This window comes from Streptomyces montanus (genome assembly GCF_005786655.1).
GTDB lineage: Bacteria > Actinomycetota > Actinomycetes > Streptomycetales > Streptomycetaceae > Streptomyces > Streptomyces sporangiiformans.
The window spans coordinates 1-13377 of sequence record NZ_VBZC01000082.1; the positions used below are offsets into that span (position 1 = coordinate 1).

The following is a 13377-nucleotide window of genomic DNA, read 5'->3' on the forward strand; positions in this document are numbered from 1 at the left end:
CTGCCGCGCAGGGCGGGGCCGAGGCGGCGGGCGAAACCGGTATCGCCGGGGACGCCGGCGCCGCTGACGGCCACAGCGCCGCCGCGCGTGACGGTGCCGGCGCTGCCGTCCACGCCGACGCGCGGCCGTCGGCCGAAGGTCCCCTTGCCGCCGAAGAGTTGGACCGTTACGCCGACGAGCTGAGGCAGTTGCTCGACGACGGGGTGGCTTCCGCCGAGCGGCAGCTCTTCGAACTGCGGACCGCCGCGGCCGATGACGCCAGGATCCTCGGCGCACTCGGTGACGGCGGGCTGCTGCCCCCCGGTCCGGACGTCCTGGCCACCGTGGAATACCTGGGCGAGCACGGCATCCCCGCACTCCCCGGCTGGCGCTATCTCGCCCAGGCCGTCGACCCCGTCGACCACGCGCGCGTGCTGGCCGCGCGGCCGGAGCTGGTGGACGGCGTGATCATCACGGACCCGGACACACACGCGCGGGCCCGCGAAGCCCTCGCCGACGCCGCGCTCCTGCCCCGGTCCGCCGTGGCCGTCGGCACGGCCGCCGCGCTGCTCGCCCCGACCCCGGCGCCCGAAGCGGGCGACGGCGGCGGCGATGTGTTCCTCGTGCCGCCGAACCCGGCCATGCACGACGAGCACGCCGCCGACGAGGAGCGGCAGGCGCTGCGTACGCGCGCGACGGAACGGGACGAGGAGATCCGGGAATTGGCGGCCCGGCTGGCCAAGGACCGGGAGCTGGCGGCCCGGCTCGCGTCCTGGCGGACCGGATGCCCGGCGGGACGGCTCGCCGAACTCGCCGCGGCCGCACACCAAGCGCGCGCGTTCGCCGAGGAGGCCGAGGCCGAGCTCGCCGACGCACGTACCGCGCGGGCAGAGGCCGACGAGGCCGCGTCCGACGCGACCCGCGTACGGGACGAGCGACAGGACGCCGCGCAGCGAGCCCGGCGCGCCGCCGATGCACTCGCCGGACTCGCCTTCCGGCTGCGCGAACGCGCCGGCTGGCAGGTCAAACTGCGTGAACTCGCCGACGAGGCAACGGAATCGGAGGCCCGCGCCCAGTCCTGTCTGGAGCGGGCCCGCGCCGCCGACGAGGACCGGCGTGCCGCCCAGCGCGCCGCCGACGACGCCCGCCGAACGGCCCGCACGCTGCGCGCCGAGCGCGCGGAGATCGCAGGCGTCCCCGACGACGCATCGGGGGACGGGCCGCCGGAGGGAGAGGGCGAGGAAGGCCACAAGGCCTCCGACGGGACGCTCCCCAAGCCTTCGCTGCCTGCCCTCCGAGAGGCCTACCGCGCCGCCTCGCAGCTCTACGAGAAGGTCGGCGTCGGTGCCGATCTGCGCGCCGAGCAGGCGCGGGCCGAGGGCGACGAGAGCGCCGCGCTCGCCGAGTTGGACCGGCTCAGCAACAAGGTGCGCACGCGCGCGGCACAGCTCCTGGAGTCCCCGGACGGATCCGACGGGCCGTCCCGGCAGGCCGCGGCCGCCCGTGCCGAGGAGCTCGTCCAGCTGCTGGAGACCCGTATGTCCACGGCGAGCGAGCAGCTCGGGCGGCTGCGAGGCGAGGCCGAGCGGCACGCCCCCGCGGACGGCGAGGCGCACACCGAGCTGCCGGAGGAGCTGCTCCCGCGCGACACCGAGCAGGCACAGAGCCTGCTGCGCACGGCCACCGCCGAACTCGCCACCCGCACCGAGGCGTTGAGCCAGGCCCGGGAGGCCCATGCCGAGCTGCTCGACGCCCACCGCGCCGCCGAGGACGCGGCCGGCGGCTTCGACGAGACGGCCGCCCTGCTCCGGGACCTTCTGCGCGAGCACGCACCGGACGACGAGCCGGAGGAGACCGAGCCCTACCCCGGCACGCTCGAAGAAGCCCGGCAGTCCGCCGCCGAGACCCGCCGCTCCCTGCGCGGCTGTGCCGCCGATCTCTCCGCCGCCGAGGCCGCCGTACGGGAGGCGAGCGACGTCCTCGTACGGCATGCCAACTCGACGCGCTACGAACAGGTCCGTACCCCGGCCCGGCAGCAGATCCGCGAGCTGCCCGCGTCCTCGCTGCCCGAGCACGCCCAGAAGTGGGCGGACGCCTTCGCACCCCGACTGCGTGTCCTCACCGACGAGTTGGAGCAGCTGGAGCGCAACCGGGGCTCGATCGTGGACCGATTGAGGGGGCTCGTGGAGTCGGCGCTGGCGACGCTCAGGTCCGCCCAGCGGCTGTCACGTCTGCCCGAAGGACTCGGTGAGTGGTCCGGGCAGGAGTTTCTGCGCATCCGCTTCGAGGAGCCCGACCAGGCCACGCTCACCGAGCGGCTGGGCGAGGTCATCGACGACGCGACCCGCGCGGCCGTCAAGAAGAACTCCGATCTGCGCCGCGACGGGATGTCGCTGCTGCTGCGCGGGGTCAGCGCGGCCCTCCAGCCGAAGGGCGTCGCTGTGGAGATCCTCAAGCCGGACGCCGTACTGCGCGCCGAGCGCGTCCCCGTCGGGCAGATGGGCGACGTGTTCTCCGGCGGTCAGCTGCTCACCGCCGCCATCGCGCTGTACTGCACGATGGCCGCGCTGCGTTCGAACGACCGCGGCCGGGACAGGCACAGGCACGCGGGCACGCTGTTCCTCGACAATCCCATCGGCCGGGCCAACGCGACGTACCTGCTGGAACTGCAGAGGGCGGTGTCCGACGCGCTGGGCGTCCAACTCCTCTACACGACGGGCCTGTTCGACACGACCGCGCTCGCGGAGTTCCCGCTCGTCATCAGGCTCCGCAATGACGCCGACCTGCGGGCGGGCCTGAAGTACATCAGCGTGGAGGAACACCTCCGGCCGGGACTGCCGCAGCAGGCCCCGGCCGGGGAGGGAGAGGCGGTGCACAGCGAGATCACGGCGACCCGGATGTTCAAGCGCCCGGCCACGGCCGAGCGCCCGCCACCACCTGAGCCCCCGGCCACGACCTGAGCGACCGGGCCGCGCCGGGCGACCGCGACGGGTGGATCACGAGAACCAGCCCTGAGGGGCCGGGTGGGTGTTGCGCCAGATGTGCTTGGGCTCCTGGTACTCCGCCAGCCCCGTCGGACCGAGTTCGCGGCCGAAGCCGGACTGCTTGAAGCCGCCCCACTCCGCCTGCGGGACGTAGGGGTGGTAGTCGTTGATCCAGACGGTGCCGATGCGCAGCCGGGACACCACGCGCTCTGCGCGCTCCTGGTCGGACGTCCAGACGGCGCCGGCGAGGCCGTAGATCGTGTCGTTCGCGAGCCGGACCGCGTCGGCCTCGTCCGTGAACCGCTCCACCGTGAGGACCGGACCGAAGGATTCTTCCCGGACCACGGACATGCCTGCGTCGCACTCGTCGAGAACGGTGGGCAGGTAGAAGTAGCCGTCTGCCAGAGCCGGGTCCGTGGGGCGGGCGCCGCCGCAGCGCAGTACCGCACCCTCCGCGAGCCCCGCCGCGACATACGCCTCCACCTTGGCGAGATGCTGCGCCGAGATCAGCGGACCGGTCTGGGCGTGCTCGTCGAACGGGCCGCCCAGGCGGATCAGTCGGGCCCGGCGCACCACCTCGTCGACGAACCGGTCGTGCAGTGAGTCCTCCACCAGCAGCCGGGCGCCCGCCGAGCAGACCTGCCCGGAGTGCAGGAACACGGCCGTGAGCGCCATGTCGACGGCGGTCTCGAAGTCGGCGTCGGCGAACACGATGTTGGGGTTCTTGCCGCCGAGTTCCAGGGCGACCTTCTTGACCGTGCCCGCGGCCGTCGCCATCAGACGACGGCCGGTCTGGAGGCCGCCGGTGAAAGAGACCAGGTCGACGTCGGGGTGGTCGGCCAGCGGGGCGCCGGCGTCGGGGCCAGACCCCAGGATCAGGTTGGCGACTCCCGCGGGGAGTCCGGCCTCCGCGAGCAGCCGCATCAGGTGGATCGCGGTGTGCGGGGTGAGCTCGCTGGGTTTGAGGACGAAGGTGTTTCCGGCGGCCAAAGCCGGGGCGACCTTCCAGGCCGTCTGGAGGAGGGGGTAGTTCCAGGGGGTGATCAGGGCGCAGACGCCGACCGGTTCGTACACCACGCGGCTTTCGGCGTCGGGGTTGCCGGTGTCGACGGCGCGGTCGCCGACCTCCGCCGCAATGCGGCCGAAGTAGCGGAAGCAGGCGGCGATGTCGTCCATGTCGTACTCGCTCTCGACCAGCCGCTTGCCGGTGTCGAGCGATTCGGCGCGGGCCAGTGTCGCCTTGTCGCGGACGAGCAGATCGGCGACGCGCAGCAGCAGTTCGCCGCGCTCGGCGGCCGGGGTGCCCGGCCAGGGCCCCTCGTCGAAGGCACGCCGGGCGGCGGCGATCGCAAGGGCCGTGTCCTTGCCTCCCGCCTCGTCGACGACCGCGACCGGACTGCCGTCGGCGGGGCAGCGGATCTCACGGGTTCGCTCGTCGAGAGCGGCGGTCCAGGCGCCGCCGATGAACAGGTCCGGCATGGTGACTCCTTCGCTCGCTTCCGGGGACCCGAGGGCTTGTCCGGCGGGAGAGGGTGGGACAGGCCCAGGGGGCGGGGGAGAGGGCCGACCGCGTGCCCCGCCGACCGCCGACCGCCGACCGCCGACCGCCGACCGCCGGAGCGGGCGGGTCGGCCGGGAGGCGGGTCGGCGGGTCGGCGGGCGCACGCGGTACGCCGTTGCTTCACGCGTCGGCTCATGAGAGCAAGGCGCGCGGCCACGGCAGCAGGGCCTGCGATTACGGCAGCAGTGCCTTTTGGGTCACGGCAGCGGTGCCCTGGGCTGCGGCAGCAGTGCCTTGGGCTACGGCAGCCACGCCTTGACGACGTCCGGGTTGGCGTCGACCCACTTCTTCGCGGCCGCCTCCGGGGACATCTTGTCCTGGGCGATCATCTTGGCGACCTCGTTCTGCTGCTCCGCGGTCCACTTGAAGTTCTTGAGGAACTTCGCGGCCTTACCGCCGTCCTTGGCGAAGTCGGCGTTGAGGTACTTCTGCAGCGGGGTGTTGGGGTAGCCGCAGGCGACCTTCTTCGGGTCGGCGTCGCAGCCCTCCTTGTACTCGGGCAGCTTCACCTCGACCATCTCCACCTCGTTGTTGAGCCACTGCGGGGTCCACCAGTAGGTGAGGAAGGGCTTCTTGGCCTTGGCGTTCTGCTGGATCTGGGTGATCTGGGCGGCCTCGGAGCCCGCGTAGACCGTCTTGAGGTTGAGGTTCAGGTTCTTGATGATGGCGTCGTCGAAGGTGACGTAGTCCGGGGACCCTTCGAGCAGTTGGCCCTTGCCGCCGCTCTCCGAGGTCTTGAGCTGGTCGACGTACTTTCCGAGGTTCTTGTAGTCGGTGACATCGGGGTTCTTGTCGGCCCAGTACTTGGGGACGAACCAGCCGATGTGGCCGGTGACACCGAGGTCGCCCGCCGACACGACGGACTTCTTCTCCTCGACGTACTGCCTCTCCTGCTTGGGGTGGCCCCAGTCCTCCATGACGGCGTCGATCGTGCCCTTGCCGAGCGCGTCCCAGGCGATGACCTCGCCCATCTGCTTGGTGGTCACCTTGTAGTCGAGCTCGTTCTCCAACACGTACTGGGCGACGGCCACGTTGGCCTCCGCGCCCACCCAGGAGGGCTTGGTGAGCGTGATCGTGTCGGTGCCGCCCGCGGAGGTGGACTTGCCGGTGTCGGCGGCGCCGCAGCCTGCGACGGCGGTCAGGCCGAGGCCGGCGGCGACGGCGAGGGCGGAACGGAATATGCGGCGCTGTCTGGTCTGCACGATGAATTCTTCCTTAGCTTTCTCAAGAGCTTGCTCGAGCCCGTTTGCGGTTTCCTGCGGGTGGGCGTGCTTGCCTGTGCTGGAACAGTGGTGAACTTGCGTGTTCTGCAAGGGAGTCGACCGGCTCGGCCGACCCTGACTGGGGTCTAGCCGTCCTTCCTCCGCGCCGGGGCGGGCTGGGTCACCCGGTCCAGGACGAGACCGAGGCAGACGATCGCGGCGCCCGCCACCAGGCCGACCCCGAGGTCGCCGCGGGACAGGCCGAAGACGACGTTGTAGCCGAGTGCCCCGCCGCCTACGAGGCCGCCGACGATGACGACGGCCAGCACCAGCACCACACCCTGGTTGACGGCGAGCAGCAGCGCGGGCCTGGCCAACGGCAGCTGGACCTGGCGAAGTTGCTGCATACCGGTGGCGCCGAGCGAGCGGGCGGCCTCCAGCGCGGCCGGGTCGGTCTGCTTCAGGCCCTGGGTGGTGATGCGGACCACGGCGGGCAGGGCGTACATGACGGCCGCGGTGATCGCGGCGGCGCGTCCCACGCCGAACAGTGCGACGACGGGGATGAGGTACACGAACTGCGGCAGGGTCTGCAGGACGTCCAGCACCGGTCGCAGCGCGCGCTCGACCCAGGAGACGCGCGCGGCGAGGATACCGATGACGACGCCCAGCACCAGGGTGAGCGCCACGGCGGCCAGGACCTGCGAGAGCGTGTCCATGGTGACTGACCAGACGCCGAGCACACCGATGGCCGCCAGGGCCGTGGCCGCGCCGAGCGCGGTGCGCCAGGTGCCGGCCAGCAGGGCGAGGGCCGCGACCAGCAGGAGCAGCGACCACCACGGGGCGCCCTGGAGGACGTCTCGGAGCGGGTTGAGTATCCAGGAGGTGAAGTTGGACGCCCAGACCTCGGTGCCGCCGAGGACGGGGACACCGGCGTGGAAGTGCTCGACCGTCCAGGCCTGGAAGTCGTTGACGGTGCCCGAGATGTCGAAGGTCCACGCGTCGGGCCAGGCCGCCGCACCGGCGATCTTGCCCGCCACGAGGGCCGCCACGCTGCCGAGGACGGCGGCCACGGTGCTCACGGTGACCGTGATCCAGCGGATCCGTCCGGCGTACAGCAGCCGGGAGCCGAGGCGCAGCGGACGAGGGCCGAAGTACACCGGAAGGCGCAGCACACGGGGTCCGTCGGCGGCGGGCGGTGCGCCGAGCAACTCCCCGGCGGCCTCCGTCGTGCGGTCCAGCCATACGGCGATCAGCACGATCGGTATGCCCGCGGCGAGGGCCGCACCGACGTCCACGGTGGACAGCGCGGAGTACACCTCGTCGCCGAGGCCGCCGGCGCCGATCACCGAAGCGATGACGACCATGGACAGGGCCATCATGATCGTCTGGTTGAGGCCCAGCAGCAGTTCCTTGCGGGCCAGCGGCAGTCTGGCGGTGCGCAGCCGCTGCCAGCCGCTCGCCCCCAGTGAGGCCGAGGCCTCCAGCACGGCCGGGTCGGCGCCCCGCAGACCCAGTGCGGTGAGCCGGGTCATGGGGGGTGCCGCGTAGATCACGGTGGCGAGCAGGGCGGCGGGTGAGCCGGTGCCGAAGATCAGCACGAAGGGGAGGAGGTACGCGAAGGCCGGGAGCACCTGCATGGTGTCCAGGACGGGGCGCAGGGCCCGGTCCACCCGGTCGGAGAGGCCTGCCGCGAGGCCGAGCAGGAAGCCGACGAGGGCGGAGACCGCGACCGCGACGATCATGAGGGCCAGCGTCACCATCGCCGGGTCCCACATGCGGAGCAGGCCGCAGCCGGCGAAGGCGCCGAGTGCGGTGGCGGCGACCTTGAGTCCGGAGCGGCCCGCTCCTCCGGCCCGCCAGGCGAGCAGTACGGCGGCGGCGGTGACACCCGTCCAGCCGAGGAAGTCCAGCAGTTGGTAGACGCCGTCGACCGCGTCCAGCGAGGTGTTGCTGATGTGCAGCAGGAAGTAGAGGAAGATCGGGCTGGTGTCGCGGTTGTCGACGATCCACTGGTTGAAGTCGTCGAGCGGCCCCGAGACGTTCACGCCCAGTGCGTCGGGCCAGCTGCCGCTGCCCCACAGCACGGCGGCGACGGGCACCAGGACCACCGCGAGGGCGGCGAGGCCGGTCAGCCGGCGGCTCGCGGGACGCATGACGGACAGCCGCGCCCGCAGTGTGCTCCAGGCACCGGCAGAGCTCGGACCGCCCGGCGGGGAACCGACCTTCTCCGGGTTGGGTCTGTCCGCCTTGGTGGGGGTCGTGGCGCTCATGCGGCCGCACCCGCCTTCGGCGATCTGTCGAGACCCGCCACCACGGCGAGCAGGGCCTCGTGGTCGACGACGCCGAGCAGCTTGCCGTCGTCGACCACCCGCGCCGGTGCGCCGGCGCGGGCGACGGCCTCGATGGCGGTGGCGACCGTGCACACCGGAGTGACCTCGGGGCCGTCGCTCTCCGCCTCGTCGTCGCGCGCCGGACGCATGGCGGTGCGGGCCGTGATGACCTGCTCACGGGGTACGTCGCGGACGAAGTCCCGTACGTAGTCGTCGGCCGGGGCGGCGACGATCTCCTCCGGGGAACCGCACTGCACGATCTTCCCGTCGCGCATGAGCGCGATCCGGTCGCCGAGCCTGAGCGCCTCGTTCAGATCGTGCGTGATGAAGATCATCGTGCGGCCCTCTTCGCGGTGCAGGCGGATGACCTCCTCCTGCATGTCGCGGCGGATCAGCGGGTCCAGGGCGCTGAACGGCTCGTCGAACAGCAGGACTTCGGGATCGACGGCGAGCGCTCGGGCGAGTCCGACGCGCTGCTGCTGGCCGCCGGACAGCTGGGTGGGACGGCGGTGCTCCATGCCTTCGAGGCCGACCTTGGCGATCACCTTCATGGCCTGCGCACGGCGTTCCAGCCGGTGCATGCCCTGGATCTCCAGGCCGTAGGCGACGTTGTCGAGCACCGAGCGGTGCGGCAGCAGCCCGAAGTGCTGGAAGACCATGGCCGCACGGTGCCTGCGCAGCTCACGCAGGCGGGCCTTGTCCATGGCGAGGACGTCCTCGCCATCGATCTCCAGCGCACCGGAGGTGGGTTCTATCAGCCGGGTCAGACAGCGCACGAGGGTGGATTTGCCGGACCCAGACAGGCCCATGACGACGAAGACCTCGCCCTGCCGTACGTCGAAGGTCACATCGCGCACGGCGACCGTGCAGCCGGTGCGCCGGCGCAGTTCGTCGGCCGACAGATCCGCCAGTTCGGCGTCGTCGGGTATGCGCCCGGCCCTGGGTCCGAAGACCTTCCACAGGTTGCGTACGGAGAACACGGGAGCGGTGTCCTGCACCGGTTCCTCTTTCGTCATGGACGTGGACATCAGGCATCGTCTCCGGGGGTGGTTCGGGTGAGCAGATCGGCGCATTTCTCGCCGACCATGAAGACCCCGATCATCGGGTTGACGGCAGGGATGGTCGGGAAGACGGAGGCGTCGGCGACCCGCAGACCGCTCAGCCCGCGCACCGTCAGATCGGGACCGACCACGGCGAGCGGGTCGTCGACGGCTCCGACGCGGCAGGTTCCGGCGGGGTGGTGGACGGTGTGCGCCACCTTGCGGGCGTACTCGCCGAGTTCCTCGTCGCCGGTGAGCTCCGGCCCCGGGCACACCTCCCGCTTCAGCCAGGAGGCGAGCGGTTCGGTCCGGGCGATCTCGCGGGCGATGCGGATGCCGTCCACCAGGGTGCGTCCGTCGTAGTCGTCCTCGTCGGTGAAGTACCGGAAGTCGAGGGCGGGTTTGACGGCCGGGTCGGGGCTGGTGAGGTAAAGACGGCCGCGGCTCTTCGGCTTGGGGATGTTGGGGGTCATCGACACCCCGTAGCGCGGCTTCTCGTAGCCGAAGCGCTCGGGGTTGTCGGTGAACGGGATCTGGTAGAAGTGGAACATCAGGTCCGGGCCCTTGGCGGCCGGGTCGCGGCGTACGAACAGGCCCGCGTCGGAGTCCATCGCGGAGTTGTCGGGCAGGGGCCCGTGGGTCTCCCAGACGATCACCGACTCCGGATGGTCGAGAAGGTTCTCGCCGACGCCGGGCAGATCGTGGACGACGGGGATACCGAGTGCCTCCAGGTCCCGCTTGGGGCCGATGCCGGAGAGCATCAGCAGCCGCGGGGTGTCCACCGCGCCCGCGCAGACGATGACTTCGCGGGCCGCGGTGACGGTCGTCTCCGTACCGTCCTCGGCACGGACGCGCACCCCCGTGGCCCGGCCGCCCGCCGTCTCCAGACGGAGCGCCCACGTCTCCAGCAGAAGCTGGAGGTTGGGGCGGTCCAGGAAGGGATGCAGATACGCGACGGAGGCGGAGGACCGTTTGTTGTTCTCCGGGTGGTACGCGAGGTCGAAGAAGCCGACGCCTTCGTGGAAGGGTTCCTTGTTGAAGCCGTCGACGCGCGGCACGCCCACGGCTTCCTGCGCGGCCTCGACGAAGTCGCGCGCGATCGCGTTGCGGTCCTTCTCGTCGACCGGGACGATGTTGTTCAGCAGCCGGTCGTAGTACGGGTCCATGGACACCGCGTCCCAGCCCTCGGCGCCCGCCTCTTCCCACTCGTCCCAGTCGGACGGCAGCGGCTTGAAGCTGATCAGGGTGTTGTGCGACGAGCAGCCGCCGAGCACGCGAGCGCGACTGTGCCGGATATGGGAGTTCCCGCGGGGCTGCGGCGTCGTCGGGTAGTCGTAGTCCAGATCGCCGCCGAGCAGGCCCAGCCACCGGCGCAGTGTCAGCACTTCCGGTCGGTCCACGTCGGACGGGCCGCCCTCGATGACGGCGACGCGGACCGACGGGTCCTCGGTGAGGCGGGAGGCGACGACGGAACCCGCGGTACCGCCGTCGACGACCACGTAGTCGTAGTCGTCTGTCTCCTGCTGGGCCATATTCGGTTCTCGCTCCTTGTCGTGCGTGCCGGGAGGGTACCCGGCCCGATGAAGCCACCGGATGGTCGCGACACGGGGGTGGGGCGCCTGCCCATGACTGCCCAAGTCATTCATGAGCAGGGCGCGCTGTGATGTGGTTCACAGCAGCACGGGATCATCCGCCTTGTGTGCGTTCTCCGCGTTGCCCGTGCTCTCCGTGCTCTCCGTGCGCTTCGCGTTCTCCGGGACGCCCTCGGCGCCGTCCGCGGTGCTGAGCCGCCGTGTCAGCCAGTGGTGGAACGCGCTGATGTGGTGCTCGTTGGGAACCAGCACGCCGCCCGAGCGGTAGGCCCGCGAACTCATGGCGGGCTGAGTGTGCTCGCAGGCGTCGAAGTCCTGAACGTTAACACGGTGGAACAGTTCGACTGATTTGTACATATCAGCTCCGGATTCGACGACTTCGGGAGCGTACAGTCAGTCGCATGCGACGACCGTGCGGTCCTGCCCGTGACGTGGGTACTCCTCAGGCGGGCGCGGCGGCGAGGCGGCGGGGGTCGAACAGGTCGATCGGGTGATCGGTGGTGCCCGTCAGCGCGAGGTCGGCGACGATCTCGCCGACGACCGGGACGAACTTGAAGCCGTGCCCTGAGAACCCGCAGGCCACGGTCACGGAATCCGCGTGCGCGGGATGGCGCGCGATGACGAAGTGCTCGTCGGGCGTGCTGGAGTACATGCAGGTGGCCGCCTTGACGAAGGCGCCGGGCAGGGCGGGTATGCAGCGGGACATATGGTCCGCCATGGCCTGGATCTCGTGCTCGTGGACCGTCCGGTCGATGGTTTCCGGTGTGCACTCGGTGCCGTTGCGGAAGAACGCGACCTTGGCACCCAGCTCCGGGCCGTCGATGGCCGGGAAGCCGTAGATCTGGACGTCGTCCGCGTCCTCCCAGATGTAGATGGGATGGTTCTCGGGCGCGAAGGGCTGGACGCCGCCGGTCGGCTGGAACCAGTACATGATCTGCCGCTCGATGGTGAACGGCACCCCGAGATCGGTGAGCAGCTGCGGCGCCCACGCGCCCGGGCAGATCACCAACTGGCCCGCGGTGTACGTGTTGTCCGCCGTGTGGACGCGCACACCGTCCTTGTAGGGCTCCCAGCGGGTCATCGGCTCGTCGAAGTGCAGCTCGGCACCCTGCCGGGTGGCCAGCTGGAGGTGGGCCGCGACCATGTTCTCGGGGCGGACCAGTCCGGCCTTCCGCTCGTAGAACGCGACCTCGTCGTCGTCCGGGTTCAGGGTCGGGAAGCGGCGGCGGATCCCAGCGGCGTCCAGCGTCTCGTGGGGCAGGTCCCACTGCCTGGCCGAGCGCAGCGAGCCGGAGATGGTCAGCGAGTCGGGCGGGCCGATCATCACGCCGCCGCAGAGCGTCGCGATGTCCCGGCCGGTGGCCCGCTCCAACTCGTCGTACAGCTCGTACGCGCGCAGCAGCAGCGGTACATAGGCCGGGTCCTCGAAGTAGGACTGCCGGGTGATCCGCGAACCGCCGTGACTGGAGCCGCGGTTGTGGACCGGCCCGAACTTCTCCAGTCCGAGCACGCGGGCGCCGCGCGCGGACAGATGGTGGGCGGCCGCGCTGCCCATGCCGCCCAGGCCGATCACGATGACGTCGTATGTGGGGGCCATGGCGCTCTCCTCAGTCCATGGTTGCTCGATCGGGCTCTCCACGATTCCTTGAGCGAGCTCCCAACGGGACCTTGACGGCCTCTCAACCGCGGATTCGAGTCATCGTCGGATCGAAGAGCGCCTCGTCGACCTGTACGAGCGCGAAGGCCGCACGACTGCGGTGCTCTCTCCGTGGACCGCCCGCGCCCGTTCATGCGCGCCAGACGCGAACTGGGGCGCGGGACAAGCGCGGTGGAGGCAACGACGGCTCGGTGAGGGTGGGGGCCGCACCCTGGAGCGCGGCACCGCCTCCTAAGAGTGCGACAACTGCCCCGCGCCGCCCCGCCGGCGTATCCGCTCCTTGGCCCGGTCCGCCGCCCGCTCCTGGCGCCTGGCCCTGCGCCGCTCGCGCCGCAGGGCCCGCGCCGTGCTGCTCGGCATGGACACCACGCCGTTGCGCTGGTTCCACACCTGGCGCGTGACCCATACGTCCAGCGCACCCCAGGTGGCCACCACCGTGCTCACCACGCTGCTCAGCACCATGGGAAACGCGAGCCAGGAACCGGCCAGCGTCGACAGGAGGGCCACCATCGCCTGGATCAGGGTGATGGCGATGATGATGACGGCCCGTACCGCGGATGTGCGCACCGGGTCGGGCAGCCGCCGTCTGTCCGCGGGCTCCTCGACCCACAACGGCCTGTAGCGCGCCCGCTCTTGGTACTCCTCCGCCGATTTGTCGCGATCCGGTGCCTGAGCCCGTGCGCCGCGCCGCGCCGCCACGGCTGTCGCGGCACCCGCGCCCACTCTCGTCTCCGCTTGAGCGGGGGGACCCCCATCGGTCGTCTCACGCCGCTCCGCCGTGCCCATCAACTCGTCACTCCCCACCGCCCAGCAGCTTCGCTCCGGGTCTCACGAGACTCTGATTTCCCATTGGCTGCCCGGCTTGCGCCTTTTTATGCCGCCTGGGTGCGGCATGTGGCGTCTGATGTCGATTCCGCGTCCAACTCCCATACAGACAGACGATTCAAGTACCCCGAAGATTCCCGACGAACGCAAAATTCCAGCCAACTGACCAGGTCCGCGAACGGGTTGATGCCCGGCGTTGTGGGCCGC

Annotated in this window: 7 protein-coding genes and 2 pseudogenes; 1 reads left to right on the forward strand and 8 read right to left on the reverse strand. The window is 71.0% G+C overall.

The features are described from left to right. A pseudogene (locus FE633_RS42145) lies at positions 1–2939 on the forward strand (hypothetical protein); the annotation flags it as partial. A gap of 36 nt (positions 2940–2975) precedes the next feature. On the opposite strand, the gene FE633_RS42150 reads toward FE633_RS42145, so the two are convergent. The 8 genes and pseudogenes from FE633_RS42150 to FE633_RS42185 form a co-directional block, all read right to left on the reverse strand. Continuing rightward, on the reverse strand, positions 2976–4442 hold the full coding sequence (locus FE633_RS42150; RefSeq protein ID WP_138050463.1) for an aldehyde dehydrogenase family protein: 1467 nt from the start codon (positions 4440–4442) through the stop codon (positions 2976–2978). A 321-nt stretch (positions 4443–4763) separates the two neighbouring features. Next, a complete protein-coding gene (locus FE633_RS42155) occupies positions 4764–5726 on the reverse strand; it encodes an ABC transporter substrate-binding protein (protein ID WP_246114082.1) in 963 nt (320 codons plus the stop codon). A 146-nt stretch (positions 5727–5872) separates the two neighbouring features. Next, positions 5873–7996 (reverse strand): ABC transporter permease, encoded by a 2124-nt coding sequence (locus FE633_RS42160; protein ID WP_138050464.1) that lies wholly within the window; start codon positions 7994–7996, stop codon positions 5873–5875. Further along, positions 7993–9072, reverse strand: a complete 1080-nt coding sequence (locus tag FE633_RS42165; protein ID WP_138050465.1) for a quaternary amine ABC transporter ATP-binding protein — start codon at positions 9070–9072, stop codon at positions 7993–7995. The genes FE633_RS42160 and FE633_RS42165 overlap by 4 nt, the downstream gene beginning before the upstream one ends. Positions 9073–9083: 11 nt before the next feature. Beyond that, the gene (locus FE633_RS42170) at positions 9084–10628 is read right to left on the reverse strand and encodes a GMC family oxidoreductase (RefSeq protein ID WP_138050466.1); all 1545 of its coding nucleotides are present in this window, start codon (positions 10626–10628) and stop codon (positions 9084–9086) included. Positions 10629–10877: 249 nt separating this feature from the next. Next, a pseudogene (locus tag FE633_RS42175) lies at positions 10878–11108 on the reverse strand (SRPBCC family protein); the annotation flags it as partial. Between the two features lie 22 nt (positions 11109–11130). After that, on the reverse strand, positions 11131–12285 hold the full coding sequence (gene solA, locus FE633_RS42180; protein WP_138050467.1) for an N-methyl-L-tryptophan oxidase: 1155 nt from the start codon (positions 12283–12285) through the stop codon (positions 11131–11133). A gap of 291 nt (positions 12286–12576) precedes the next feature. Then, entirely contained in the window at positions 12577–13131 is a 555-nt protein-coding gene (locus FE633_RS42185) for a hypothetical protein (protein ID WP_425473307.1), read from the reverse strand. Between the last annotated feature and the right edge of the window lie 246 nt (positions 13132–13377).

Coding starts and splice junctions, on each gene's coding strand:
- FE633_RS42150 (WP_138050463.1), bottom strand. CDS start 4,442: ATGCCGGACCTGTTCATCGGCGGCGCCTGGACCGCCGCTCTCGACGAG.
- FE633_RS42160 (WP_138050464.1), bottom strand. CDS start 7,996: ATGAGCGCCACGACCCCCACCAAGGCGGACAGACCCAACCCGGAGAAG.
- FE633_RS42165 (WP_138050465.1), bottom strand. CDS start 9,072: ATGACGAAAGAGGAACCGGTGCAGGACACCGCTCCCGTGTTCTCCGTA.
- FE633_RS42170 (WP_138050466.1), bottom strand. CDS start 10,628: ATGGCCCAGCAGGAGACAGACGACTACGACTACGTGGTCGTCGACGGC.
- solA (WP_138050467.1), bottom strand. CDS start 12,285: ATGGCCCCCACATACGACGTCATCGTGATCGGCCTGGGCGGCATGGGC.
- FE633_RS42185 (WP_425473307.1), bottom strand. CDS start 13,131: ATGGGCACGGCGGAGCGGCGTGAGACGACCGATGGGGGTCCCCCCGCT.